Here is a 25,286-nt window from a genome sequence, read left to right as displayed (position 1 = left end):
TGGGTGGGGTCAGACGGACTGCTGGGCGGCGGTGGCCGCGTGGTGCGCGGCGATCCGCCCGAAGACGAGCGAGCGCAGGACGGACGTGGCCGGCGGGTAGGCGTGGTAGAAGAGGCCGGTGGCCTCGCCGGCCGCGTACAGACCCGGGATGGCGGTGCCGGACGGGGTGACGACCCGGGCGTCGAGGTCGGTGCGGACACCGCCGTAGGTGAAGCAGACCGCGGCGGTCACCGGGACGCCGATGAAGGGCGCGGTGTCCAGCGGGGTGGCCCAGTTGGACTTCGGCGGGGTGACGCCGACCGTGTGCTTGCCGTCGAAGCGGGTCGGGTCGAACTCCCCGGGAGCCACGGACGCGTTGAACTCGGCGACGGTCTTCTCCAGGCCCTCGGGATCCACGCCGAGCTTCGCCGCGAGCTCCTCCAGGGTGTCCGCCTGCTCCGGCGGCACATCGCTGAGCAGCGAGTTCATGATCCCGGGGATCGCCAGGGTCTTGGCGTCGGCGATCCAGTACGCCTCCTGGTCCTGGTTCTTCCAGATCTCGTGGCCGACGTGCTCGAAGGTGTTGTCCCAGGTGTCCCGGCCCTCGTCGAAGAACCGCTCCATACGGCCGTTGACGAAGATCCCGCAACTGAAGCCGTACAGCACCGAGTCGGCCTTGGTGGTACGGCGGTCGACCGGCTCGGCGTGGATGCCGTCGAACTGGCCGGCCGTGTCCGCGCCGAGCTCCAGCGCCATGCGCAGCGCGTCGCCGCGGTTGTTGGCGATGCCGGGGGCGATCAGTGGCAGGTCGCAGGCGCGGTCGCCGACGTACCGGGTGAGCATCTCGGTGTTGCCCTCGAAACCGCCGCAGGCGAGGACGACCGCGCGGCCGGTGAGCCGCCGGGTGCGGCCGTCGGAGCCGCGGACCACGACGCCGTCGACGGTCCCGTCCTCGGCGGTGGTCAGGCGCAGGGCCTCCGTCTGGTAGCGGATGTCGACACGGGGGTCCTTCTCCAGGGCCGCTCCCAGGTGTTCGACGATCGAGGCGCCGCCGCCGCGCGGGCTGGCGGGCGGGGTCATGGACGGCTGCCCGGCGGCGAAGGTGTGCGGCAGCGGGAAGTCCTCGTAGGCGATCTCGACGCCGTGCTTCTCCACGAAGGCCAGGGTCGGCGGGGCCTCCCGCTCCACGGTGCGGCAGTACTCGGTGTCGGCCAGGCCGCCCGAGACCCGGCCGACGTGCTCGGCCCAGTCGGTGTCGAGCCGACGGTCCTGGTCGACGCGGAGGAAGGCGCCGGTCCAGCGGGTGGCGCCGCCGCGCTCCTCCTCGGTCGAACGCTCCAGGACCGCGATCCGGGCGGGCTCGGCGCGGTCCTCGGTGGCCTCCGCGTAGGACAGGGCGGCCGACAGGCCGGCGGCGCCGAATCCGACGACGATGAGGTCGTACTCGGGGGACGTCGAGGCTGACATGGTCTCTCCTTGGGGTGGTGCGAGCGGTCTGGTTCGCGTGGGGGTGGGGCGGGTGATCAGCGGTTCGGGGTGATGACCCGGCTGGTGCGGTACAGGCGGTACTTGGCGCCGGTCGTCGTCGTGGCGAACGCCTGGTAGCGGCGGGTGAACTCGGGGTCGTCGAAGATCGCGTCGAAGCGCTTCTGGTCCGTCCAGGCCGCGAGGTTGACGATCGCGTCGCCGTCGACGCTGGTCAGCAGGCGGGAGCCGCGGAAGCCCTCGGCGGTGGCGGCGACGTGCTCCACGGCGGAGGCGAGCGCGTCCACCGAGGCGGCGGCGTCGTCCGTGGTGGCCACGTTGATGAGCAGCACACCGTCGTCCGGCTCGGCCGCGGTCACCACGCCGGGGCTGACGTTGCGTCCCTCGAACGCGGTGCGCTCGTACGACGCGATGCCCAGACGGGTCCACGGGTCGCTCTCGACCATCTCCCGCACGGTCGCCTCGTCCAGGTCGGCGGTGACGATGACGGCACCTCCGTCCGGGCGGGGACCGCTCAGCAGGATGCGTCCCTGGTCGGCGTGGTCCCGCAGCCACGCCTTGTGCTCGGGGAGGTGGGCGGTGACGGTGTCGCGGGGGACGAGGTAGGTGAGGGTGAGGATGTGGATCATGGGGGCTCCGATGGGGTGTGGTGGGGGTGGGGGTGGGGGTTGGGCTTCGGGGGAGTTCGAGGGGCGAGGGGCGGGGGGTCGGCATCGCTCACGGCGAGGCCCGCATCCACACCCGCCGCCGCTCACCGCGACGGCGTGATGTTTCCGGCCAGGCGGCGCAGGATCGCCTCCGCTTCGGTGACCGTCTCGTGGACGACGCTCGCGGCGGGCCGCACGTCGTGGACGAGGTCGATCACCTCGCCGGCGAAGAGGGCGCGCTGTGCCGTGTCGTCGCGGGCCACCGCGGCCGCCCACTCGGGCTCGATCTCCGCGCGGCGGGCGGCCAGTTCGGCGTCCCGGCCGGTCCAGGCGCGGGTGAAGGCGTTGCTCACCGAGCGGGCCCGGTACACCTCGTCCCAGGGGATGCCCCGGACCACGTCGAAGGCCCGGGTGTCGACGGTGTCGGCGGTGGCGGCGGAGACGAGGGAGGCCTTGAAGCCCGGCGTGCCCATCGACTCCTCGGTCACGGCGAACCGGGTGCCCATCATCACGCCGTCGGCCCCGAGGGCCAGCGCGGCCGCCAGACCCCGCCCGTCCGCGAACCCGCCGGCGGCGACGACCGGCACGACGCCCTGGGTGACGTCGAGCACGGCCGGCACGAGCGGCAGCGTCGCCTGTGTCTTGTGGTGGCCGCCGGCCTCGGCGCCCTGCGCCACCAGTACCGATGCCCCGGCCCGGACGGCGACGGCCGCCTGCTCGGTGTCGTGCACCTGCACCACCACGTGCGCGCCGCTCTCCGCGGCGGAACCGACGTAGCGGCCCACCTGGTCGGCGTCGCCGAAGGAGAGGGCGATCACGGGGGGCCGGTGACCGAGCACCTTGTCCCACAGCCCCGGGCGCTCGTCGAAGGTGAACATCACACAGCCGACGCCCCAGACGCCGCCGGCCCGGGCCGTCTCGCGGACGTGCTCGTCGATGAACGCCGCGTCGCCGTAGCTGACGCCCACGAGGCCGAGCCCGCCGGCGCGGGTGACGGCGGTGGCCAGCCGTGCACCGGACACGGAACCCATCGGAGCACTGACGATCGGATGGTCGATTCCCAGCAGCTCTGTCAGCCTGGTCGAGATCACGCTTCTCCCCTGAATTCCCGGCACCGCCGGTGAAATGGATCGGAAAATGGCCGCGAAACGCTTCGGTTTCACGTTCAAGAGCCTAGATTCCAGGGGTCCTCGGCGTCCAAGACGGAAAACATGTGGGAGATATAAGGCGGAGCCTATGGCGGAATTGGCCAGGGTTTACGGAATGGAGTATTCCGCATGGTCACCAAAAGAAAAGCGGCCCGCAGCCGGAAGGCTGTGGGCCGCTCATAGGGGGCGGCGTGCCGCTCATACGAGGGCGGACGCGGAAAGGAAAGGGTCAGCCGAGATACGACCATCCGCACCGGCCCGCCACCCGGCTCAGGTAACGCGCCGCCCGACTTCCCGCAAGCGCCGTGACGGCCAGCCGCTCGCGCGGTGCCGAACGGGTGGGCAGGGGACGCCAGACGAGCTGCGGATCGCCCTGGACGGCGAGCCTCGGGCGCAGTGCCACGACATCGCGGCCGGTCTGGAGCGCGTGCACGAACAGGGCCTGCTGGTCCTGGTCGACGGGATGCAGGTCGGCCTTCCAGCCCAGCGCGGCGAGCTGGGCCGGCACGGTGTCCGCGTACCCCGGCGCGCAGCCCTCGTCGTACCAGAGCAGCCGCTGGGCGCTCAGGTCCGCCCAGGTCGGCTCGGGGCGGCCGGCCAGCGGATGGTCGGCGCACATGACGACCCCGAGCGGCTCGTCCCAGACCACCGCCCGCACCAGGCCGGGCATGGTGACGGGCAGCCGCACGATGCCGAAGGCGATCTCGCCGTGCTGGAGCAGCTCCAGCTGGTCCGCCGCGCTGACCGAGCGCATGCGCAGCGGCGGTGCCGGCCGGCCGCCGGGCCGCTCGCCGTGCTGCCCGGACAGACCGCTCTGCACCTCGGCGAGCACCTCCGCCGGTACCCCGCCGCACACCCCCACGGGCCAGATCCTGGGGGACGGCGCGGCGGCCGCGATCGCGGACCGGAGCTGGCCCGGAATACCCTGGATCTCCTGCAGAAAGGCGCGTCCGCCCGTGGTCAGTTCGACGCCCCGTGAACTCCGGATGAACAGCGGAGCGCCGATTCGGCGTTCCAGCCGCTTGATCTGCTGACTCAGGCTCGGTTGCGATATCCGCAATTCCTGGGCGGCTCCGGAGACGGTTCCGGCCCGCACCACGGTCAGGAAATATCGAAGGTGCCGCATGTCGAAGTCGTCGACATGCTCGGCGTGCGTGACGGCGCGCCGAACTCCCTCGTGATTCGGATCTTCATGGACTTCGCCGGAGCTCATGTGGTCGAGCGGCGACGGTCCGATCCTTTCGTCCAGCACACTCATTCGCTTCCCTCCTTCACTCCATGTCGACTGCTGACGGCGGCTTCAGCATGGCAGAAAAAACCTTCGCGATGGTATTTTTAACGGACCCGCAACGAGACGCTCATCCGGCGTGCACGCCCCCTTCGGCCTCCCGCCCGCCCGACGGCTCCCCGGCGTCACCGGAGAGCGCGTCGAGGAGCAGCCGCCACACCGCGTCCCAGGTGGCCGACCTGCCGCAGCCGGCCGGCCCGAACGACACATGGAGCGCGCCGTGCATGGCTGCCAGCAGTAACTGCGCGACCAGCTCGGGGGGACGGGGCGGCATACTGCCCTCCCGCTGCGCGCGGCGGATGAGGTCCACGAGATTGCGGCGCACGTCCTCGAAGACGTCGGGCACCGCGCGGCTCAGGCTCGGGCAGTCGGTGGCCAGCCGGAGCGCCGCCCGCAACCGGATGTCCGCCTTCAGGCGATGGGCCAGGTCCAGGACGAGCGACTCCAGTGCCGTCCGGGCGGTGACCCCCGGGGTGTCGCGGGCCAGCAGCATCTCCTCCCACGCCTCGTGGGACTGGCTCAGCAGGGCGCCGGCCAGGAGCCGCTTGGACGCGAAGTGCCCGTAGAGCGCCCCCTTCGTCATGCCCGTGCGGGCCGCGACGGCGTTGAGTGTCGCCCTGCTGTACCCCTGCACGGCGAATTCCTCGGCCGCCGCGTCCAGCACCTTCTCGCGGGTGCGTCGCGCCCTCTCCTGTTTGACCATGCGGGTGCCCTCCAGTGTTGACGAGGGCACAAACATACCCTTGAGAAGGATTTCTCCGAGGAGCGGGAAACCGGTCGTTCATCAGCGGTTTCCCGAGGCCGGAAGGGGGTGGTGCCCGGCGTGGGCCGGTGCCCGGCGCGGGCCCCGGTGTCCGTCGAGCACGGCCCAGCCGGCCCGCTCGGCCTCCCGGGCCAGCGCGGGGGAGCCGCCCACCACCGCGGCATGCCCCACCGACCGGAGCATGGCGAGATCGCTCTCGTGGTCGCCGTACCCGTAGCAGTCCGCGGTGCGCGCGCCGCGCGCCCGCGCGACGGCCGTGACGGCGTCGGCCTTGGCCGGCCCGATCATCGGCCGGTCCACCTCGCCGGTGAGGACGCCGTCGTCCGTCACCGCCTGTTCGGTGCACCGCACCTCGACCGCGCCGAGGTCCTCCGCCACGGCCTCCAGGAGCGGGCGCAGGGAGCCCGAGACCAGCACCACGTCGTGCCCGAGGGCCCGGTGCCGCTCGACGGCCCGCACCCCGGCGGTCACGAACGCCCGCTCCCCGAGGCGGTGGGCGTCGTACCAGGCGCGTGCCGCCGACCGCAGCAGGGCCAGGGGCACTCCGGCGAACCGGCGGTAGAACGCGCGGTTCAGCACCGTACGGTCCTCGCCCGCCGCCGCCCGGGCCCGCAGGTCGGACACCCGGGCCGGGAGCGGCCACAGACCCGAACCGGCCCAGAACTCCCAGAAGTCGAGCATGGTCTTCGCGGCCACCACGGTCTCGTCCACGTCGAAGAAGGCGATGGTGGTCCGCCCGGTGGCGGTGGTCGGCCCGGCCGGTGGTGTCGCGTGACTCATCGAGGACCACCGTCCCGAGGGGCCAGCGCCACGTCCGCGTACGACCGGGCCGCCGCGTCGGGGTCGAGGGCGCCGTGGCCCGCCGCGGCCGTCGCGTCCCGCCAGGCCCGTTGGAGAGCGCTGTCCGGCGACTGCGCCCGCATGCCGGACGCGCGGAAGAGCGTGTCCACCGCCTCCCGGCACAGGGCGGCCGCCGTCACCGCGTCCCGGCGGTTCTCGGCCACCGTGAGCGGGGTGATCTCCCCGTGGTCGGCCCGCCCGGCCGCGCCGGCGAGGAGCAGCCCCGCGGAGTGGATCCGCGCCGAGGCCTGGGCCAGCACGGTGGCCGTCGTCGGATGCGGGGACGCGGCGCCCGCCCGCTCGTCCGTCCAGGCGCGCAGGGCGCCCCGGGCGATGCCGAGGAGGGGAGCGGCGAACAGCAGGGCGGCGACCATGGGATACGGCACGGTGTGGCAGCGGGCCGCGTCGGCCGGCTGCCGGAGCAGCGCGTCCAGCGTGACGGAACGGTGGCCCGGCACCCGCACCGCCTCGGCGGTCACCGTGTTGCTGCCGGTGCCGCGCAGGCCCGAGGAGTGCCAGGTGTCCACCACCGACACCTCGGAGCGGGGCACGGCGAAGATCCGGTGCTCCCGGCCGTGCTCGCCGGGCGTCCAGGAGGCGAGGAGGACCCAGTCCGCGTGGTCGACGCCACTGGTGGGCCGCCACGCCCCGTCGAGGAGCCAGCCCCCGTCGTACGCCGACGCGGTGCCCTGCGGTGGTACGACCGCGGCGGCGATCCGGGTGTCCGGGCCCCGGTCCCAGAGCTCGTCCTGCCCCTCGGCCGGGAGATAGGCGGCCAGCCGGCCGTGCGCGGCGTACAGCGTGGCGCACCAGGCCGTGGATCCGCAGGCCTCCGCGACCGCCGAGGCACTGGCCACGAGCGCGGCGAACCCGCCGGCCGCCCCGCCCAGGCGGCGCGGCACGAAGTGCCGGGGGAAACCGGCGGCCGAGATGGCGGATGCCGCCTCGGGGGTCAGTCTGCGCCGTTCGTCGGCGCCCGGCGCGTCGCGGTGGGCGATCGCCGTCAGGTCGGCCAACTCCGGTTCGCCGGGCGCCCGTACACCGGCCGCGAGGTCCGTGGTCAGCATGCCGCTCCCGCCGTTCGGCGATCGGCGCGCGGCGCCGCGAGCACCACACGCGCGGACGCGAGTTCGCGGCCGCCCTGCTCGGCCCGCAGCAGCAGGGCGTGTCCGTCCTCGCCCCGGTCGTCGTCGGCGGGCCGCGCCGTGATGGACACGGGCTGGTTCAGCTCGCCGAACGAGGCGAACGCGGTGTCCAGCGCCCGTATGCGGTGCGCCGCCTCCGCGGCCGGGGTCCCGTGGGCGTCCGCGGCGGTGAGGGCGGCCGCCTGCCGGAAGGCCTCCGTCAGCGCCATGCCGGGGACGTGGTCCGACGGGTGGTCGAACAGGACCGGGTGGTCGAGGTCGAGCCGCAGCCACCACCGGTCGGGGCGGGTGCTGTCGGCGGCCAGCAGGACGTCACGGTCCTGCCGCCGGCCGAGTCGCGCCGGTGGCACGGGTACGGCCCCGGAGGGCTCCGGCACCGGTTCCGCACCGGCGGCGTCCGCCGCGCCGCGCTTGCGCAGCACGGCGTAGCGGCGCGGTTCCATGACCTCCCAGCGCACCCGGGCGCTGCCCAGCCGGCGCCGCTCGGTCTCTATCGCCAGCTCTGCCTCCAGGTTGGTGCGGCGGGGGTGGGTGCCGGTGCGCGCGCAGTGGGCGTCGAGCCGGAGCGCGAGGGGCTCGGGGTCCGCCGGGGGCAGTGGCTCGTCGAGGTCGAGGGCGAGCTCGCCGAGGACGAAGGGATGGCCGTAGGGAATGTCGTGGAAGCGGTGGGAGAGCAGGATGGCCGCCTGCCGAACCGTTTCTGCCAGGAGCAGGGGATCGGCGGCGGGGCTCCCGAGATGGCCGAGGAAGCCGTCCCGGTGCCAGGCGGACGCGAGGGTGTAGCGGTTCCCGCCCAGCGGCACCACGTCGGTCAGCAGCACCTCCGAGGCGGCGGACTTGTGTACCGATGCGCGGGGCACACGGCTCTCGAAGCACAGGCTTGTCCAGGGGTGGCGGAGTAAGCCGGGCTCCGAGTGCGGGGCGAGCGGTGGTACGACGTGCACGTTAGTGTTCCTCCCCAAGTCGCGGCAGCGGGGGCTGGTTGGGCCCGCTGTCGTCCCGTCCCCACGGGAAGCGACTCCAGAAAGATACCTTCTAGAAGGTTTCTTGCCGAGGTGTGATGCGTCACCCTGGCTTGAGCGGCCCGCCCGTCGGGGCCGCCCGGACCGCGCCGCGCCCCCGGTGAAACCGCCACACGCAGAGGAATCGCACCATGTCAGAGCTCCAGCCGGGCTTCGCCTCGTTCGTGCAGAGGAAGATCGTCACGAGACGAGGCCCGGAACCGAAGCAGGACCGGTCCACGCGGACCAGACGGGCGGTCCTGACCGCGGCGTCCGAACTGTTCGCCCAGCACGGATTCCGGCACACCTCGGTCAAGGACGTGGCCGACCGGGTGGAGATGACCAAGGGGGCGGTGTACTTCCACTACCCGACCAAGGAGGCGCTCGCGGTCGCCGTGGTGGAGGAGCACTACGCGCGGTGGCCGGCGCTGCTGGAACAGGTCGTGGCGGAGGGGTACGGGCCGCTGGACACCGCCGTACAACTGCTGGCGCGGGCGGCGGTGGCCTTCCGGGACGAGGTCATCGTGCAGGCGGGGGCGCGGCTGCAGATCGAACGCCCGCAGATCGACGCCGAGTTGCCGACGCCGTACGTCGACTGGACCGAGCTGCTGGAGTCGCTGCTCGTGTGCGCCCGGGAGGCGGGCGAGCTGCGCGAGGGGGTCGAACCCGCGGTGGTCGCGCGGTCGTTGGTCTCGGCCTTCTTCGGCACCCAGCACATCTCGGACGTGCTGCACGGCAGGACGGATGTGGTGGACCGGTGGGCGGAGTCGAGCCAGTTGCTGTTCTACGCGGTGCGGGCGGGATGACGGGGCGTGGTGTGAGCGGTGAGGCGGGGCGGTGTGGTGCCGGCGGCGAGGCGGTGCCGGTGGCCGGTGGGCGTGTGAACGCGGCGGCGCACCACGGGAGGTGCCGTGGTGCGCCGCGGGCGGGGTCGATGCAGGGGTGGGTCCGGCGGAGGTGGGTCCAGGGGTCAGGCGGGTTCCGGGACCCGGCGGCGGGAGGCTACGACCACGATGCCGCCGATGATCGCCAGGCTCAGCAGGACGGTGCCGAAGACGGTCGCGCCGTTGGTCAGGCCGACGGCGTCGCTGAGGTAGCCGGCCGAGACCGGCAGCAGGCCGGCCGGCACGTAACCGCCCACGTTGAGCGCCGCGTTGGCCTCGGCGAGCCGCTGCGGCGGGACGGCGGAGTTGAGCAGCGACAGCCCGCCGAGCTGTCCCATGCCCTGCCCGGCGCCGGCCAGCAGCGCGGAGGCGATGAGCACCGGGACGGACGAGGTGTGCACGGCGACGATCAGCGTGACCATGCTGAGGGTGGTGCTGATCGCGCCGGCGGTCAGGATGGTGCGCCTGCGCAGCCCCTGCACGGCGAACTGTACGCCGGTGGCGGCCAGGAACATCACGAACGCCATGGCCCCGGCGACGATCCGGCTGGTGGTGCCGAGCAGACCCGACAGCAGCGACGGGCCGAGCGAGAGCACGAAGGACGTCGCGGTGATGCCGGGGGCGAACACGGCGATGCCGAGGGTGAGTTGCAGGCCGTGGCCGCGCGGCACGCCGGGCACGCGGATCCACGCGCCCTTGGCCGGGGCGGCGGCCGGGCGCTTGATCGGCATGCGCAGCACGGCGAGGACGGCGGTGGCGAGCAGCGCCATCTCGACGAGGAAGACGGTCACGGTGGGGGCGGGCAGCGTCTCGGACAGGACGCCGGCGAGGAGCGGTCCGAGACCGGCCCCGAAGACCATCGCGCAGGAGGCGAGCAGGGCGGCGAGCCGCTTGCGCTCCTGCCCGGCCACGTCCGTCACGGCCGCCATGCCCGCGGAGACGACGGCGCCGACGGCGATGCCGGTGAACAGCCGGGCCACGATGAGCGCGGTCACGCTGGTGGCGGTCGCGAAGATGACACAGGCCGCCAGCGCGAGCCCCAGGGCGGGCAGCAACACCGGCTTGCGGCCGAGCCGGTCGGACACGACGCCGCAGACGAGGAGGGAGCCGAGCAGTCCGACGATGTAGAAGGCGAAGACGACGGTCAGGGTGCCCTTGGAGAACCCGATGTCGCGCTGCCACAGCACGTACAGCGGGGTCGCCGCGTTGGACAGGACGAAGACGGCGGTCACCGGCCACGCGGCCAGCCACACCCACCAGGTGGGAGTGTTGGAGGGGCGCGCCTCGGGCCGGTCGGCCGGCTCGGAGCGCTGCTCATCCACCACCTTCACGGGTGCCGTTCGACTCTCCGACATGACAGGTCCCTCCAGCGAGTGCGGTACGAGTGCAGTACGAGTTTTCTCGAACATAGCATGCAGTACGATAGAACTCGTACATAGGACTTTCGTGGATTCGGGTCATGAGGAGTTGCCCATGCCGTCGACAGCGAGCCCGGTGTCGCCCCCGGCGCCGGTGATCAGGGTGCTGCCGGCCCCCGCCGACCTGCCCGAACCGCTCCCCGAACCGGCGGTGCGGGACCTGCGGCTGGAGACGGTGCTGGGCGCCCTGAGCGACCCCCTGCGACTGCGCATCGTGCGCAAACTCCTCCTGGAGTCCGAGCACTTCGACCACTCGTGCGGCTGGTTCGGCCTCGACCGCCCCAAGTCCTCCCTGACCCACCACTTCAAGGCCCTGCGCGAGGCCGGCGTCACCCGCCAGCGCCAGTACGGCCTGGAGCGCCGCAGCCACGTCCGCGTCGCCGACCTCGACGCCCGCTTCCCGGGGCTTGTGGAGCTCGTGGCGGCGTGGGAGCCGGCCGAGGACTGATCCCTGGGTCGGGTCCGCCGCCGCGTTCCCTCGGCCGCCCCGCTTCGTCATGATGGCGGGATGAACATCACGCCGGTGGTGGCCGCCCTCGCCGGTGCCGTCGTGGGCGCGACCGGCGGCGTCGTGACCGCCTGGCTGACGCAGCGGGCGACGGGACGGCGGGAGCGGGAGCGCCGGATGTGGGACCGGCGGGTGGAGACCTACGACGACATGATGGCCACCATCCGCAGGTTCGCCCGGATGCGGGCGCACGCGGTGCGCACGAGCCGCCTCCCCGACAGCCCCGCGGGCCGGGACGAGGCGGACGCCTCGGCCTTCCTGCTGACGGCCCGGATCGAGATCTACGGTTCCCCGGACCTGCGCGCGGCCTGCGAGCAGGCCTTCGCCGAGATCCAGAACTGGATGAAGGCGTGGGAGGCGTGGGAGGAACAGGGGGCCGGCCGGCGCGTGGCGAGTGCCCGGGACGCCAAGTGGCTGATGTTCCTCAAGTGCACGGGTGATTCCGAGGAAGCCGATCGGAGACTTCTGGAACTCGTGCGCCGGGACGTGCACGGATAAAAGGCCAGGGGAATCGAAAAACCGTCCCGGAACGCCGGCTGGTTCTCTTGTGAACGTGCTTCCGGTTACCCTGGCAACTTCCGGACGGAGTATGCGAGTTCGACCACAGGGGGACGGGGGACCGCCCGGTGCTGAAGAACGAGTATCTGATCGACATTCACGACGAGAGCGGGCGGCTGGGGTCGGCGTTACGCCTCACCCGGAAATTCGCCCTGACGGCGACCCACTGTCTGCGCGGGCATGTGCCCGCCGAACAGGGCGACAGCCGGCTCCGGCTGCCGGACGGCACCCGCGTGGTCGTCCCCATGTACAACACGACCTCCGACCTCGCGCTGCTGCGTCTCGTCCTGGGCGACGACGACGCGTTGCTGCCCCGGGTCTCCTTCGGCACCGCGCGGCGGGGCGAGTCCTGGACGGCGACGTACCGTTTCCCGGCCGGGGACAAGCCGCCGGCGGGCAGCGTCGAGGACCCCGACGCCCTCTACCGCAGGACCGACTCCCTGGTGGTCCGGGCGATGCGGCTGCGCTGCGAACTGCGCAAGGACCACGCGCCCTTCGCCGGAAGCCCGGTGGAGCGCGGACAGGGAACCCTCTCTCCCGTCGCGCTCGGGGTGGTCGTCGAACCACCCGAGCGCATCTGGGCGGAGAGCGACGAGATCTTCGCCGGAAGTGTCGCGGAGGCGCTCGACCTGTTCAGCATCACCGGAATGCGGCTGGTGGTGGACGGCAGTTCCGGTTCCTTCGGTCCGGTCGCGGGGGAAAGGGAGGCGGAGCGGCGGACCAACGGCGAAAGCGCGGTCGGCCGGATTCTCCGCAGTGAGGACATGGATTACTTCGTAGAGGTCGAGTGGACGCCGTGACGCCCTCCGGGGGACCCGGCGGGAGGACGTGTTCATGAACGCCATCGCGACTCTGGACGAGGCGATATCCGTCGCCGAGGGAATTCGCCACGGAACCACGCCCGATGAGCTGGGGGACCGCGGCCGACTCGCCGGATACGTGGGCCGGATCCGCGGCGAGGACGAACCGGCGGCCACCGATCCCGCAGAGGTCGCCCAGCTCATCCGCCTCACCCAGCTCTGTCTGGCCCTCGGCGAGAAGTCCTCGGCGGGCGACATCCTCGACATGACCCTCGGGGCGATGGAACTGGCCGAGGCCGACGAGGAGAAGTTCGAGGACGCCACCCTGTGGAACCGGCTAGGCGCCCTGCTGGCCGGCCAGGGCGATCTGGTACGGGCCCGGGCCGTCCTGAACTGCGCGCTCAACCGGGCCCACCGCTACAAGTCCCCCGAACTGCCCCGCATCCTGGCCAACCTGAGCGCGGTCACCCTCCGGGAGGACGACCACCGGGCCGCCGCGGCCTGGGCACGCAAGGGCGTCGAGGTGCTCTGGGACCGGCCGGACGACCTTCAGACCCGGCTCACCCTCCACCGTGTCCTGGTGGACGTGGCGAAGGCCAGGGGCGACGCGCGGGCGCTGGCCGAGGCGCTGCCCTTCTTCGCGGAGGCGGTGGGGAACCTCGCCGAGATCGAGGGCGAGAAGGACGCCCGGGTCTTCGAGGCCCGTACCGCCCTGGCCACCGCCCGGTACCGGCTGGCGGCCATGACGGACGACGCGCCCGGCCGTGAGCGGCAGCTCGCGGAACTCGAACTGCTCAGGCTCGGCGCCCAGGTGACGTTCGGCCCCGACCACCGCGTGGCCGTCGTCGCCCAGGCGGCCCTGGCCGTCGCCGAGTTCGACGCGGGCGGCGGGAGCGCCGGGGCGACCAGTGCCCGGACGAAGGAAGCGCTGCGCGTCCTGGACGCGGCGACCGAACGGGCCGCCCAGGACGCCTCCTCGCTCGGCCGTGAGCACACCCAGACCCGCAAGCTCCGTACGGCGCTGGCGACCATGCGGAAGTCCGCGGTGCCGCAGGCGGAACTGCCGTACGCCATCGAGCGGGTGTACACGCCCGACGAGAACGAGGACCGCAACGAGGCGAAGACCGCGGCCCTGAACCGGGAGCAGCGGACCGTGCGGCTCATCGCGCACGCCGGCGCCTCGTACTTCCTCGGCGAGGAGAACCGCTTCCACGGCCCGATCGTCCAGGCCCTGGACCGGGGGGTGGCCTTCCGGGTCATCATCAGCAGCCCCTGGAGCAGCCTGGCCGCGTTCATGCAGCGGACCACCGCGGGGGAGCCGCTGACCTCGCACAACATCGTGGAGCTGATCGAGGACAGCCGCTACTACCGCCGGACCTTCAAACCGGTGATCGCCTCCTACGAGAACCTCAAGGCGACCTACGGCGACCGCGTCGAGCTGCGGATCACCTCCATGGACATCCCCGGCTCCACGCTGCTGACCTCGGACACGCTGTTCTTCGAGCCGTACATCACCTCGAACCCCGCGCATCGCACGCGGCGGGGGCTGCGGGTGCTGGAGGTGAAGTTCCTCAAGGACAGCAAGTACTACGTCGACAGCCTCCAGGAGTTCACGACGCAGTGGGAACTCTCCAGCACCTACGAGCAGTTCAAGCAGCACGAGGAGGTCCACAAGACGGCGTTGCGGTCCGAGATCGACGCCCTGGTGGACATTCAGGTGCGGCCCAGTGTCAGGAAGGGAGACGTTCCCCGTTCCTGATCCGCCGCAGCACGGGCGCCGAGCCGACGAAGAGCGATTCCGGCAGTCCGTCCAGGGGCCAGAACTGCCACCGCTCGCACTTGTCCGGCTCCCGCACGCTGATCTCGCCGGCGTAGGCCTCCACCTCCACGCCGATCTGCATGTGGTGGTTGGCCGCGGGGTCCGGGTCGGTCACGCACACCACACGGGAGACCAGGGCCCGCGCTCCGGTCTCCTCCTCCAGTTCGCGGGCGGCCGCGTCGGTCAGCGACTCGCCGGGTTCGAGATGACCGCCGGGCAGTCCCCAGGTGCCGTGCCCGAAGGTGTTGGCCCGCAGGCCGAGCAGCACGCGGTCGCCGGAGCGGACGATCGCCTGCACCCCTACCCTGACCTGCGCCTCTGCCCGCACCTGTTCCGTCATCGCAGACTCCTCACTGATCCGGATACGTTCCCAGAAAGTTCGCGGCGTTCCTGTCGGGCCGCACGAGGGGCAGCGGCCGGGGGTCGCCCTGGTCGAGCATCGAGAAGAAGTTACCCAGTCGTCGTTCTCCCTCCTCGTCGATGACCACGACCTCGCAGTCGGGGTCGATGAAGAAGTAGCTTCCGGTGCGGGTGGAGTTCCGGTACACACGCAGGACGACGTCCCGTTCGGCGGCGGCGGCTCGGCACCTGTCGACGATCTCCTCGAACTCCTCGTCCCCCAGCGACAGCCAGTCCTTGTTGTCGGCCCCGTAATTGGTCTCCGACATCTGGTAGATCTTCCAGACGTCCGGCAGCCATTTGTCCTCACTGATGAGGTCGAGGACGCGCGGGGCCCCCGCGGAGTTGATCCTGGTGACCACCGTCCCGAGTTTCACCTGTACGTGGCGGTGGTTCTCCCGCACTTCCCGCAGCAGAGCGATCACCCGGTCCCGGTGGGGCGCCACACCGGTCCTGAGCCGTTTGTGCTCGCCCTCGTCGGCGGACTCCAGGGGGAGCGCCAGCCACGAGATGCTGGGAAGGAGCCGCCGCATCGTGGGGACCGGGGCCAGACCGTTCGTACTGAGGACGACCCGCAGCCGCCCGCCCTCCGGCAGGGGTTTGCGCAGTTCCTCCGCGAGCCTGGGCAGATAGGGCAGAAGGGTGGGTTCGCCACCGGAGACGACCACGCCTCTGACCGGGGCCTCGCGCAGCAGGGACGCGATGCTCAGGGCGTCGTCCTCGGACATGGAGGGGACTTCATGCCGGGGACCGAAGCAGAAAGGGCAGCTCAGGTTGCACCTCCCGATCGGTCTGAGGTCGACGAAGGGGGGGAGGCGCACGGGGAGCATGGGGAGAGAGTGCCACAGTGGCCGATCCGGCACCGCAATGAATGGCTTATCCACCGAACTGTTGACTTTCGGCTCATTGAGCCAGAGGATTGCGGAGGTGAGCCACCTGGAACAGCTGCCCGCCGGTACCGCCCTCCCCGTCGACCTGGACGAGGCGGCGCATCGCTGTCTGGTCGCGGGGTTCGACGGGACCACGACCGTTCCCGACGGCCTCAAGAGGCTGATCGACCGGGGGCTCGGCGGGGTCATCCTGTTCACGCGCAATGTGCGCGACGCGGAGCAGGTGCGCCGGCTCACCGAGACGCTGCGGGCCCTGCGCCCCGACCTGCTGGTGGCGATCGACAACGAGGGCGGCGGGATCGGACACCTGGTGGGGGCAGGGGCCCCCGACGTGCCCGGGTCCTACGCCCTCGGCGTGGTCGACGACCCCGCGCTCACCGCCGCCTGCGCCGACGCGCTCGCCGGGCACCTGGCCACCCTCGGCATCACCGCCTCCTACGCCCCGGTCGCCGACGTCCAGGTGCACCCGGACAACCCGATCGTGCGGACCCGTGCCTTCGGAACCGACCCCGAGCTGGTCTCCCGTCATGTGGGGGCCTGGATCGCCGCCACCGAGGCACGCGGCATCGCCTCCTGCGCCAAGCACTTCCCCGGGCACGGCGGCACCGTCACCGACAGCCACCACGACCTCGCCGTGGACCCCAGGCCGTACGACGAACTCGACCTCGCGCCCTTCCGGGCCGCCATCGCGGCGGGCGTGCCGATGCTGATGAGCGCCCACGTCGTCTTCCCGGCGCTGGACCCCAACCGCCCGGCCACGCTCAGCCGCCGCATCCTGGGCGACCTGCTCCGGCACGAGCTCGGCTTCGACGGCGTCCTGGTCAGCGACGCCCTGGAGATGAAGGCGATAGCCGACCGGTACGGCGAGGCCGCCGGCGCCCGGATCGCCCTCGCGGCGGGCGCGGACCAGGTCATCGTCGCCGTACCGGATCTGGAGGTCACGCTGTCCTGCCGGGACGCGGTGCTCGGCGCGCTGAACGCCGGGGTGCTGCACGACGAGCGGGTGGTGGAGGCGGCGGAGCGGGTGCGCGGGCTCGCCGAGCGGTACGCGGCCCCAGCAGCCACGGTCGAGCCGTGGGACGCCGACGCGGGACTGACGGCGGCCCGGCGGGCCGTACGCGGCCAGCGGCTGCCGGAGCCCGTGCGCGGCGCCCATGTCGTCGACCTCTTCCCGCCGCCGCACCCCGCCCTCAACTGGGGCGGCGAGGACCTGCTGAGCGAGATGCGCGCCGTCGACGGCCCCGCCTCCGGTACGGCGGTCACCGGCGAGCCCGCGGACCCGGCCGCCCTCGTCGAGGGCATCGTGCGGGTCTCCCGGCGCGCCCCGCTCGTCGTCGCCACCTGCGACGCCGGACTGCACCCCTGGCAGCAGGACCTCCGCGACGCCCTGCTGGCCCGGCGCCCGGACGCGATCCGCGTCGCCACCGGCCTCCCGGAGGACGGCGCCCTGTGCTCCTACGGACGCGGCCGGGTGAACCTGCGGGCCGTGGCGGAGGCGCTGACCGGCGCGTAAAGACCCGGGCCGGCCCCGCGGCTTCCGCGAGACCGGCCCTGTCGCCTTCCCGGCTGCCCTAGGGCAGCCGTACGACCTCCTTGATGCCCCGCGCCGCCAGGTACTCCCCGTCGTCCGCCCGTGCGGCCAGTACCACCGCCGGGCGGGCGCCCTCGGCGCGCAGGCGCATCCACTCCTCGAAGTAGGCGCCTCCGGGGCCGGACACGGACCGGGTGGCCGGGGTGCAGTCGAGGACCAGGGCGGTCTCGCGCGGCGCGGGCGACGGAGGCTCGGCGCGCAGCTCGGCGACCGTGGCGGCGAGGGCCTCGGCGATCGGCTTGGCGCGGCCCGCGGAGTCGAACAGGCCGAGCGTGTACTCCAGTTCCGGATAGTCGGCCAGGGAGCGGTCCACGTCGTGGGAGCACCACCAGGTGACGCCCCACAGGTTTGCGCAGCCGAGCGCCGCGTTCCGTACGGTCGCCCGCGCGAACTCGGGCGCGTCCGCGGCCGGGATGTGCGGCTCGGGCGCGCCGGTCTCCTGGACCCAGACGGGCCGGGCCGGGTCCACGGCGTACGCCGTGGCGAGCTCCGTGCCGTACTCGGCGAGGTGCAGCACCTGCGGGGAGCGCGGGCCGTAGCGGCGGGCGCAGTCGCCGGAGAACACCCAGGGGTGGACGGTGGTCAGGTCGCCCTTGTGGGCGGAGGCCTCCGGGGTGAAGGGGTGGTCGTCGCCGTACCAGGCCGCGTCGTAGGCGGAGTGGGTGGCGAGCCGGTCCGCGGGCAGGTGCTCGCGGGTGGCGGCCAGCAGGGTGTCCAGGTAGTGGTCCACCTGGTCCGCGGTCACCGGGTTGTGCTCGACCAGGTTGTTGAGCTCGTTGCCGAGCTGGAGGCCGATGAGGTTCGGGCGGCCGGCCAGGGCGCGGCCCAGGGTCCGCATCAGCTCGGCCTGGGCGGTGACGGCCTCCGGGTCCGTGAAGACGTTGCGGTGGTGCCAGCTGCGGGTCCACTCCGGGTAGAAGTCGAAGCTGGACAGATGGCCCTGCACGCCGTCCACCAGGACGTCGAGGCCCGCCTCGGCCGCCAGGTCGACGAGCTGGGCCAGCTGGTCCACGGCGGCGGTACGGATGAGCGTGCGGTTGGGCTGGAGGAGCGGCCAGAGGTGGAAGACCCGGACATGGTCCAGTCCGAGCCCGGCGATCTGCGCCAGGTCCTCGCGGGCGTGCGCGGGGTCGAAGTCGTGCCACGAGTGGAACCAGCCGTGGCGGGGCGTGTAGTTGACGCCGAAGCGGAGCGTGGGAATGGGATCCTCCTCGGGCCGGGCACAGCCTGCTCTTGTCGTGGGCGAATGTATCAACCACCATAGTCTGCGATGAGTGAAGAAATGAACCAGGAATGGGTCATCGGCCTGGACGCCGGCGGCACCCGCACCCGCGCGGTCCTCGCCGCCGCCGCTGACGGGCGCCCCCTCGGCGAGGGTGCCGCCGGGCCGGGCAACGCCCTGACCGTCCCGGAGCCGCAACTCGCCGACCACCTGGCCGAGGCGCTCGCCCGTGCCGTCCCGGAGGCGGCGCGCGGGCGGGTGGTGGCCGTGGCCGGCGGTTTCGCCGGCGCGACAGCCGCCTCCGCGGACGACCCCGGGACCGTCCGGGCCCGCGCCGCCCTCGACGCGGCCCTGCGCCGGCTCGGCATCCCGGCCGAACGGGTCGTCGTCTTCAGCGACATCGAGGCCGCCTTCGCCGCCGCTCCCGGCACCCCGGCCGACGGACTCGCCCTGGTCGCCGGCACCGGCGCGGTCGCGATGCGCATCACCGGCCGTCGCTCCACGACCACCGTGGACGGCGACGGCTGGCTCCTCGGCGACGACGGCAGCGGCTTCTGGATGGGCCGCGCGGCCGTGCGGGCGGCCCTGCGGATGGCGGACGGGCGGGGCCCGGAGACGATCCTGGCCGCCTCCGTCGGGCGGGCCCTGGGCCTGCCCGACCATGTTCTGCCGTACGGGGGGCAGCCGGGCGGCGCCGACGCGGCGCCGGGCCACGGTGGCGCTCCCGCGGTGCCCGACCTCGGCCGCAGCCGCGGTGAGGCTCCCGCGGTGCCCGACCTCGGCCGCAGCCGCGGTGAGGCTCCCGCGGTGCCCGACCTCGGCCGCAGCCGCGGTGAGGCTCCCGCGGTGCCCGACCTCGGCCGCGGCCACGGTGCCGAGCCGGCTCGCCCGCACCCCGACACCCCCGGCGCCTGGTCCGGCCCGCATCGAGAGGCCTACCGCATGCATCTCCTCCCCGCCGTCATGGCCGACCCCCCGATCCGGCTCGCCCGGTTCGCGCCGCTGGTGGCCGAGGCGGCGCGGGAGGGGGACGCGGTCGCCGGGTCGATCCTGTCCCGGGCCGCCGACCGGCTGGCCGAGACGGTCCGGGCGTTGGAGCCACGGCCCGGCGAGCCGCTCGTCGCGACCGGCGGTCTGCTCGGCCCGGAGGGTCCGCTGACGGCACCGCTGACCGACCGTCTCGCGTCCCTCGGCCTGACCCTGGACTGGGTCGCCGACGGTTCCCGGGGCGCCGTCGCCCTGGCCCGCCTCGCCCACGGAGGTGCCCGGTGACCGGGACGGAGCCCTACCGCGACCCCACCGCCCCCCTGGACGCCCGCGTCCACGACCTCCTCTCCCGTATGACCCTGCGGGAGAAGGTCGGCCAGCTCAACCAGCGGATGTACGGCTGGGACGCCTACCGCCGCACCCCCGGCGGCTTCGAGCTCACGGACGCCCTGTACGCCGAGACCGAGCGCTTCGCCGGACTCGGTGCCCTCTACGGGCTCCAGCGTGCCGACGCCTGGTCCGGCGTCGACTTCGACAACGGGCCCGGCGCCGAGGACGGCGCCGCCCTGGCCGAGCTGGTGCAGCGGCATGTCGTCGCCACCAGCCGCCTGGGCATTCCCGCCCTGTTCGTCGAGGAGGTGCCGCACGGTCCCATGGCGCTCGACGGCACGGTCCTGCCCGTCAACCTGGCCGTCGGCGCCACCTGGGACCCGGAGCTGTACGAGCGTGCCGCCGCGCACGCCGCCGCCGAACTGCGCGCCCGCGGCGGCCATGTCGCCCTGGTCTCGGCCCTCGACATCGCCCGCGACCCGCGCTGGGGCCGCACCGAGGAGTGCTTCGGCGAGGACCCCCAGCTGGCGGCCCGGCTGACCGAGGCGCTGGTACGGGGCATGCAGGGCTCGGGCTCGGGCTCGGGGGAACTCTTCGCCCCCGACAAGGCCCCCGTGGTCCTCAAGCACTTCGCCGGACAGGGCGCCACCGTCGGCGGACGCAACTCCGCCGAGTCCGAACTCGGGCTCCGGGAGCTCCACGAGATCCACCTCCCCGCCGCCCGCGCCGGCGTCCGCGCCGGGGCCGCCGCCCTGATGTCCGCGTACAACGAGGTCGACGGCATGCCCTGCTCCGGCAACCGGGCCCTGCTGACCGGACTCCTCCGGGACGACTGGGGATTCGACGGGCTCGTCATGGCCGACGGCCTCGCCGTGGACCGGCTCGCCCGCATCACCGGCGACAAGGTCTCCGCGGGCGCCCTCGCGCTCAACTCCGGTGTGGACCTGAGTCTTTGGGACGAGGGCTTCACCCACCTGGAAGAGGCCGTCGAACGCGGGCTGGTGAGCGAGAAGTCCCTCGACGCCGCCGTGGCCCGTGTCCTGCGCCTGAAGTTCCGCCTCGGCCTCTTCGAACGCCCGTACACGACCGGCGAGTTGCCTTCCCGGGAAGCGGGCCGGAGCCTGAGCACCGACCTCGCCCGGGCGTCGGTCACCCTCCTGAGCAACCCCGACGGCATCCTCCCCCCGGCCCCGCATGCCTCCCGCATCGCCGTCATCGGCCCTCAAGCCGCCACCGTCGCCCACCAGCTGGGCGACTACACGGCTCCGCAGCGCCCCGGAACGGGCAGCAGCGTCCTCGACGCCCTACGCCGGCTCGCCCCGCCCGGCACCGACATCCGCCACGCCCGTGGCTGCGCCCTCACCGGCGGCGACGTCTCCGGCATCCCCGAGGCCATCGCCGCGGCCGCCTCCTCCGACCTGGCCGTGCTGGTGCTGGGCGGCAGCAGCGCGCGGACACCCGAGACCGAGTTCGACGCCAACGGGGCGGCCCTGGCCGCCACGGACGAGATGACCTGCGGCGAGGGCGCCGACCTCGCCGGACTGGAGCTCGGCAAGGCCCAGTACGCGCTGCTGGACGCCGTCGTCGCCACCGGTACCCCTACGGCGGTCGTCCTGATCCAGGGCCGACCGCACGTCGTACCCGACACGGCGGCGGCCGCGCTGCTCACCGCCTGGTACCCCGGCCCGTGGGGCGGCGAGGCGATCGCCGAGGTGCTGCTCGGGCTCGCGGAACCCACGGGCCGGCTGCCCGTCTCCGTGCCGCGCTCGGCGGCCCAACTCCCCGTCTACTACAACCACAAGGACACCGAGTACGGCGGCTACGTGGACGAGAGCGCCGAACCGCTGTACTCCTTCGGGCACGGGCTGTCGTACACCACCTTCGCGTACGGCACGCCACGCCTGACGGGCCTCGACGTCGAGGTCGACGTCATCAACACGGGGGAGCGGTACGGGCGTTCGGTCGTACAGGTGTACCTGCGCAGGCTGCTCACCCCCACCTGGCCGCGCACCCTCGAACTGTGTGCGTTCGAGGGTGTCGACCTGGCGCCGGGTGAGCGCCGCACGGTCCGCCTCTCGCTCGATGCCGATCGGCTCGCCCCGTCCAGGACGGTCGAGATCAGGGTCGCGGCATCGGCCCGGGAGGCACTGGGTGTTCGGGGTCAGAGCTTGACGGCCCCGGAGGACACGCCCTTGTAGAACCAGCGCTGCGTGATCACGAACAGCACCAGTACCGGGATGACCGAGATCACCGAACCGGCCATCACCATGCGCTGGTCGTAGCCGAAGGACGAGGACGACAGGCGGGACAGGCCCAGAGTCAGGGTGAAGTGGTCCTCGGTGCGCAGCACGATCAGCGGCCACAGGAAGTCGTCCCAGGCGCTGATGAAGGTGTTGATGGTGACGACGAGGATCGCGCCGTAGGCGGACGGCAGGTACAGGTACCGGAACCGCTTCCACTCGCCCGCGCCGTCCAGCATCGCCGCGTCCTCGATCTCGCGCGGTACGGCGAGGAACGCGGCCCGCATGATGAGGACGTTGATCGCGGCGACGAAGCCGGGCAGCCAGACGCCGACCAGGTTGTCGACCAGGCCCATGTCCCGGATGCTCAGGAACAGCGACACCATGATCGACTCGAAGGGGAACATCATGGACGCCATCAGCACGACCCAGACCAGCTTGCGGCCCTTCCAGCCCGGCTTGGAGAGCATGTAGCCGGCCATGGTGGAGAAGATCAGCTGGCTGGCGATGGAGATGACCGCCACGAACAGGCTGTTCCTGATGTACGTCCACACCGGGACCTGGGCGAAGACCTCCTTGTAGGCCCGCAGCGTCGGGTGGTGCGGGAACAGGGAGGCACCGGCGCCGAAGACGTCCTCGGTGGGGCCCTTCAGGGAGGACAGCAGCTGCCAGACCAGCGGGCCCACCGTGATGAACAGGACGAACACCAACAGCAGGTAGCGGACGACCAGTTCACGCGGTCGGCCGTAGTCCCGCCAGCGGGGTGTCAGACGCCGCTTCCTCTCGACGGCCGTGGTCATCCCTCGTCCTCCTTCGTCAGGCGCTGGGCGAGCAGCGTCAGGCCCAGGGTCAGGGCGAACAGGGCGACGCTGACCGCGGCGCCGTAGCCGGCGTTGCCGGTGAGCGGGTCGAGACCGACGTCCCGGATGTAGAAGGGGAGCGTGCGGTCGGCGCCGCCGGGGCCGCCGGTGGAGCCGCCGAGCATGTAGATCTCGGTGAACACCCGCAGCGAGCCGATGCCGGTGAGGGTGCCGACCAGCATCATCGACTGGCGCACGCCCGGCACGGTGATGTGCCAGAAGCGGCGGGCGGGGCCCGCGCCGTCGACGGCGGCGGCCTCGTGGAGTTCCTTCGGCACGTTCCCCAGCGCGGCCAGGTAGAAGATCATGTACCAGCCGAGGCCCTTCCAGATCGTCAGGCCCATCGCGGAGAGCAGGATCAGCCACGAGTCGGACAGGAACGGGATGGCCTCCCGGATGATGTGCGCCTTCTGGAGCCAGGTGTTGACCAGGCCCTGGTCGCTCAGCAGCCACTGCCAGCTCAGGCCCACGACCACGCTGGAGGCGAGGACGGGGGTGTAGAAGGCGGAGCGGAAGAAGCCGATGCCCGGCAGGTTCTTCTCCACCAGCACCGCGAGCAGCAGGGGCAGCAGCACCATCAGGGGGACGACGATCAGCGCGTACAGAACGCTGTTGCGGGTCGCCAGCCAGAAGTCCGAATCCCCCAGCATCCGGGTGTAGTTGTCCAACCCCACGACCTTGTAGGCGCCACCGAGCGGCTTGGCGTCGGTGAAGGACACCAGGATCGTGTTGAGGAAGGGGAACACCCCGAACACCGTCGCGCCGACGACCGCCGGGGTCATCCACAGCCAGGGCAGCCACCAGCGCCGGTAGAGCGCCGCGCCCCCCGCGTCCGCGGTCGGGCCAGGGACCACGGAGCGGAGGACGCGGCGCAGGCGCCCCGGCGGTTCGGGTACGGTGCCGGGGCGGGGGGCGCCCGCCCCCAGGGGAGAGGGAACGGGCGCCTGGTCCACGGTGTGCTGGGCCATCGTCAGCTGCCCTGCTTGATCAGCTCGTTGGCCTTGGACTGCGCTTCCTTCAGGGCGTCCTCGGCGCTCTTCTTGCCCTGCATGGCCAGCTGGATCTGGGCCGAGATGGCGTTCAGCTCGCCCGGAGTGAGGGCGATCTCGTCGGCCGTCGCGGTCTTGCGGTCACTGGCGACGATCTTGCGGGCCTCGGCGAAGGGGTCGTCGCCCTTGACCGACTGGAAGAACGGGTCGTCCAGCGAGGCGGTCGTGGAGGGGAAGATGACGACGTTCGGGTCCTTCGCCCACGCCAGCTGGTTCTCGGCGTTGGTCAGGAACTGCGCGAAGGCCAGCGCGGTCGCCGCGTTCTTGCTGGTGGAGGCGACGCCGACGTACTGCGGGGCGCCGACGGTGTGGCCGAGGGCGTCCAGCATGTAGCGCGCGACGCCGGTCTTCTTGTAGACGGTCGGGTTGTTCTGCTGGATGAAGCGCAGGAAGTTGGGGTTGGTCGGGCCGTACACCAGCTTGCCCTGGCCGTAGACGTTGGCCGGGTCCTGGGTGGCGGAGAGCGAGTCCCGGGGCATGCCGCCGGCCTTGTAGAGCTTCGTCATGGCCTCGACCCACTGCGCGGTCTTCGGGTCGTCGGCGAAGGTGAACGACTTGCCGTCGGCGGACAGCACCTTGATGCCCATCTGCTGCCAGTCGGCCGGGATGCGCAGCTGCGGGTTGGCGAGGAAGGCGTAGTACTTGCCGCCCGAGGCCTTGGCCACCTTCTCGGCGTCGGCGAACAGGCCGAGCACGGTCGTCGGAGGTTTGGCCGGGTCCAGGCCCGCCTCCTTCATCAGCTCGGTGTTGAAGGTCTGCACGATGCCGCCGGAGTACCAGGGCAGCACGCTGTGCACCTTCGCGCCGGAGGCGTCCGCGTACAGGCTGGACTTCCACAGGTTGGGCACGAACGGCTTGCCCGCGTCCGGGGCCTTCTTGTCCAGGTCGAGCAGATAGCCGTTCTTGGTGAGCGCGACCGCCGTGTTGACGTTGATGTTCACCACGTCCGGCAGCGTGCAGCCCTGGGCGTCGGCGACCAGACGCTGGGTGAAGGTGGCGTCGCCCGGGTCGTCGATCCACTTGACCTTGGCGCCGGAGTGGGTCTTCTCGAAGGCGGAGATCACGCCGTTGAAGTAGTCCCCGAAGTCCTTCTTCAGGTTGGTCGTCTGGAAGGTGATGGTGCCCTTCACATCGCCGGAGAGCTTCCCGGACCCGACATTGCCCTGGTCGACCTTGCAGCCGCCGGCGGTGGAGTCCCCGCCGTCGGAGCCGCTGGACAGCCCGCAGCCTGCTGCGGCCAGGGACAGTGCGGCGATACAGGTCAGGGTGCGGGTCAGTCTTCTTGCGCGCATGTGATGGGCCCTCCTGCGACCGGGCGAGTCAGGGATGTGCTGGCTGGTTCAATCAACCAACTTCGACTCTGATTGATGAAAATGTGGACCAGAATTCATCGGAGGTCAATGGTTTGCCGTGTTGCGTTTAGGTTCCGTCCGAG

At 72.2% G+C, this 25,286-nt stretch carries 23 protein-coding genes; 8 read left to right on the top strand and 15 right to left on the bottom strand.

Features of this window, described 5'->3' with window-relative positions; all coding sequences use genetic code 11:
• Positions 1 to 9: 9 nt before the first annotated feature.
• The 8 genes from K4B79_RS03500 to K4B79_RS03465 all read right to left on the bottom strand — a co-directional run bounded on the left by K4B79_RS03500 (position 10) and on the right by K4B79_RS03465 (position 8,155).
• Positions 10 to 1,446: an FAD-binding protein gene (locus K4B79_RS03500; RefSeq protein WP_232024701.1), complete on the bottom strand. Its 1,437-nt coding sequence runs from the start codon at positions 1,444 to 1,446 to the stop codon at positions 10 to 12.
• Positions 1,447 to 1,502: 56 nt separating this feature from the next.
• Positions 1,503 to 2,093 (bottom strand): YciI family protein, encoded by a 591-nt coding sequence (locus K4B79_RS03495; protein WP_232024700.1) that lies wholly within the window; start codon positions 2,091 to 2,093, stop codon positions 1,503 to 1,505.
• A gap of 122 nt (positions 2,094 to 2,215) precedes the next feature.
• Positions 2,216 to 3,202: an NAD(P)H-dependent flavin oxidoreductase gene (locus K4B79_RS03490; RefSeq protein ID WP_308280374.1), complete on the bottom strand. Its 987-nt coding sequence runs from the start codon at positions 3,200 to 3,202 to the stop codon at positions 2,216 to 2,218.
• A gap of 286 nt (positions 3,203 to 3,488) precedes the next feature.
• On the bottom strand, positions 3,489 to 4,517 hold the full coding sequence (locus K4B79_RS03485) for a LysR family transcriptional regulator (RefSeq protein ID WP_232024699.1): 1,029 nt from the start codon (positions 4,515 to 4,517) through the stop codon (positions 3,489 to 3,491).
• Between the two features lie 100 nt (positions 4,518 to 4,617).
• Complete coding sequence (locus tag K4B79_RS03480) at positions 4,618 to 5,280, bottom strand: TetR/AcrR family transcriptional regulator (RefSeq protein WP_232024698.1); 663 nt, start codon at positions 5,278 to 5,280, stop codon at positions 4,618 to 4,620.
• Positions 5,281 to 5,331: 51 nt separating this feature from the next.
• Positions 5,332 to 6,090, bottom strand: a complete 759-nt coding sequence (locus K4B79_RS03475; protein ID WP_232024697.1) for an HAD family hydrolase — start codon at positions 6,088 to 6,090, stop codon at positions 5,332 to 5,334.
• Positions 6,087 to 7,217, bottom strand: a complete 1,131-nt coding sequence (locus K4B79_RS03470; protein ID WP_232024696.1) for an oxidoreductase — start codon at positions 7,215 to 7,217, stop codon at positions 6,087 to 6,089. Before K4B79_RS03470 ends, K4B79_RS03475 begins: the two co-directional genes overlap by 4 nt.
• Entirely contained in the window at positions 7,211 to 8,155 is a 945-nt protein-coding gene (locus tag K4B79_RS03465; RefSeq protein ID WP_232024695.1) for a ScbA/BarX family gamma-butyrolactone biosynthesis protein, read from the bottom strand. The genes K4B79_RS03470 and K4B79_RS03465 overlap by 7 nt, the downstream gene beginning before the upstream one ends.
• 293 nt (positions 8,156 to 8,448) lie before the next feature.
• On the opposite strand from K4B79_RS03465, the gene K4B79_RS03460 reads away from it, so the two are divergent.
• On the top strand, positions 8,449 to 9,102 hold the full coding sequence (locus K4B79_RS03460; protein ID WP_232024694.1) for a ScbR family autoregulator-binding transcription factor: 654 nt from the start codon (positions 8,449 to 8,451) through the stop codon (positions 9,100 to 9,102).
• A 164-nt stretch (positions 9,103 to 9,266) separates the two neighbouring features.
• Here K4B79_RS03460 and K4B79_RS03455 read toward each other — a convergent pair whose 3' ends face one another.
• Complete coding sequence (locus K4B79_RS03455) at positions 9,267 to 10,535, bottom strand: MFS transporter (RefSeq protein WP_232024693.1); 1,269 nt, start codon at positions 10,533 to 10,535, stop codon at positions 9,267 to 9,269.
• A gap of 118 nt (positions 10,536 to 10,653) precedes the next feature.
• Here K4B79_RS03455 and K4B79_RS03450 point away from each other — a divergent pair, with 118 nt between their 5' ends.
• From K4B79_RS03450 to K4B79_RS03435, 4 genes are all read left to right on the top strand, one after another.
• The gene (locus K4B79_RS03450) at positions 10,654 to 11,046 is read left to right on the top strand and encodes an ArsR/SmtB family transcription factor (RefSeq protein ID WP_232024692.1); all 393 of its coding nucleotides are present in this window, start codon (positions 10,654 to 10,656) and stop codon (positions 11,044 to 11,046) included.
• A 60-nt stretch (positions 11,047 to 11,106) separates the two neighbouring features.
• Positions 11,107 to 11,604, top strand: a complete 498-nt coding sequence (locus tag K4B79_RS03445) for a hypothetical protein (protein WP_232024691.1) — start codon at positions 11,107 to 11,109, stop codon at positions 11,602 to 11,604.
• Between the two features lie 128 nt (positions 11,605 to 11,732).
• The gene (locus K4B79_RS03440; RefSeq protein ID WP_232024690.1) at positions 11,733 to 12,464 is read left to right on the top strand and encodes a hypothetical protein; all 732 of its coding nucleotides are present in this window, start codon (positions 11,733 to 11,735) and stop codon (positions 12,462 to 12,464) included.
• Between the two features lie 34 nt (positions 12,465 to 12,498).
• Complete coding sequence (locus K4B79_RS03435) at positions 12,499 to 14,223, top strand: tetratricopeptide repeat protein (RefSeq protein WP_232024689.1); 1,725 nt, start codon at positions 12,499 to 12,501, stop codon at positions 14,221 to 14,223.
• Here the strand turns inward: K4B79_RS03435 and K4B79_RS03430 are convergent.
• Positions 14,195 to 14,623 carry a nucleotide triphosphate diphosphatase NUDT15 gene (locus K4B79_RS03430; RefSeq protein ID WP_232024688.1) on the bottom strand — a complete coding sequence of 143 codons (429 nt, stop codon included), beginning with the start codon at positions 14,621 to 14,623 and terminating at the stop codon, positions 14,195 to 14,197. The two genes, K4B79_RS03435 and K4B79_RS03430, sit on opposite strands and share 29 nt — an antisense overlap.
• A 10-nt stretch (positions 14,624 to 14,633) precedes the next feature.
• Positions 14,634 to 15,512 carry a radical SAM protein gene (locus tag K4B79_RS03425; protein ID WP_269462980.1) on the bottom strand — a complete coding sequence of 293 codons (879 nt, stop codon included), beginning with the start codon at positions 15,510 to 15,512 and terminating at the stop codon, positions 14,634 to 14,636.
• A 97-nt stretch (positions 15,513 to 15,609) separates the two neighbouring features.
• On the opposite strand from K4B79_RS03425, the gene K4B79_RS03420 reads away from it, so the two are divergent.
• Complete coding sequence (locus tag K4B79_RS03420) at positions 15,610 to 17,085, top strand: glycoside hydrolase family 3 N-terminal domain-containing protein (protein WP_232024686.1); 1,476 nt, start codon at positions 15,610 to 15,612, stop codon at positions 17,083 to 17,085.
• Between the two features lie 58 nt (positions 17,086 to 17,143).
• Here K4B79_RS03420 and K4B79_RS03415 read toward each other — a convergent pair whose 3' ends face one another.
• Complete coding sequence (locus tag K4B79_RS03415; protein ID WP_269462978.1) at positions 17,144 to 18,418, bottom strand: glycoside hydrolase 5 family protein; 1,275 nt, start codon at positions 18,416 to 18,418, stop codon at positions 17,144 to 17,146.
• 27 nt (positions 18,419 to 18,445) lie between these two features.
• Here K4B79_RS03415 and K4B79_RS03410 point away from each other — a divergent pair, with 27 nt between their 5' ends.
• Together K4B79_RS03410 and K4B79_RS03405 are read left to right on the top strand one after the other, a co-directional pair.
• On the top strand, positions 18,446 to 19,657 hold the full coding sequence (locus K4B79_RS03410; protein WP_445276254.1) for an N-acetylglucosamine kinase: 1,212 nt from the start codon (positions 18,446 to 18,448) through the stop codon (positions 19,655 to 19,657).
• 68 nt (positions 19,658 to 19,725) lie between these two features.
• Positions 19,726 to 21,900, top strand: coding sequence for a glycoside hydrolase family 3 N-terminal domain-containing protein (locus K4B79_RS03405; protein WP_232024758.1), 2,175 nt, complete (start codon positions 19,726 to 19,728; stop codon positions 21,898 to 21,900).
• Here K4B79_RS03405 and K4B79_RS03400 read toward each other — a convergent pair.
• Genes K4B79_RS03400 through K4B79_RS03390 form a run of 3 tightly spaced genes read right to left on the bottom strand, consistent with a single transcriptional unit; the run spans position 21,864 to position 25,143 of the window.
• Complete coding sequence (locus K4B79_RS03400) at positions 21,864 to 22,742, bottom strand: carbohydrate ABC transporter permease (RefSeq protein WP_232024684.1); 879 nt, start codon at positions 22,740 to 22,742, stop codon at positions 21,864 to 21,866. The two genes, K4B79_RS03405 and K4B79_RS03400, sit on opposite strands and share 37 nt — an antisense overlap.
• The gene (locus K4B79_RS03395; RefSeq protein ID WP_232024683.1) at positions 22,739 to 23,770 is read right to left on the bottom strand and encodes a carbohydrate ABC transporter permease; all 1,032 of its coding nucleotides are present in this window, start codon (positions 23,768 to 23,770) and stop codon (positions 22,739 to 22,741) included. Before K4B79_RS03395 ends, K4B79_RS03400 begins: the two co-directional genes overlap by 4 nt.
• Positions 23,771 to 23,772: 2 nt before the next feature.
• Entirely contained in the window at positions 23,773 to 25,143 is a 1,371-nt protein-coding gene (locus tag K4B79_RS03390; RefSeq protein ID WP_232024682.1) for an extracellular solute-binding protein, read from the bottom strand.
• Between the last annotated feature and the right edge of the window lie 143 nt (positions 25,144 to 25,286).

This window comes from Streptomyces lincolnensis (assembly GCF_021173675.1).
GTDB classification, from domain to species: Bacteria; Actinomycetota; Actinomycetes; order Streptomycetales; family Streptomycetaceae; genus Streptomyces; species Streptomyces lincolnensis_B.
Note: the sequence above shows the minus strand (reverse complement) of the source record. Positions and strands in the feature narration are given on the sequence as shown.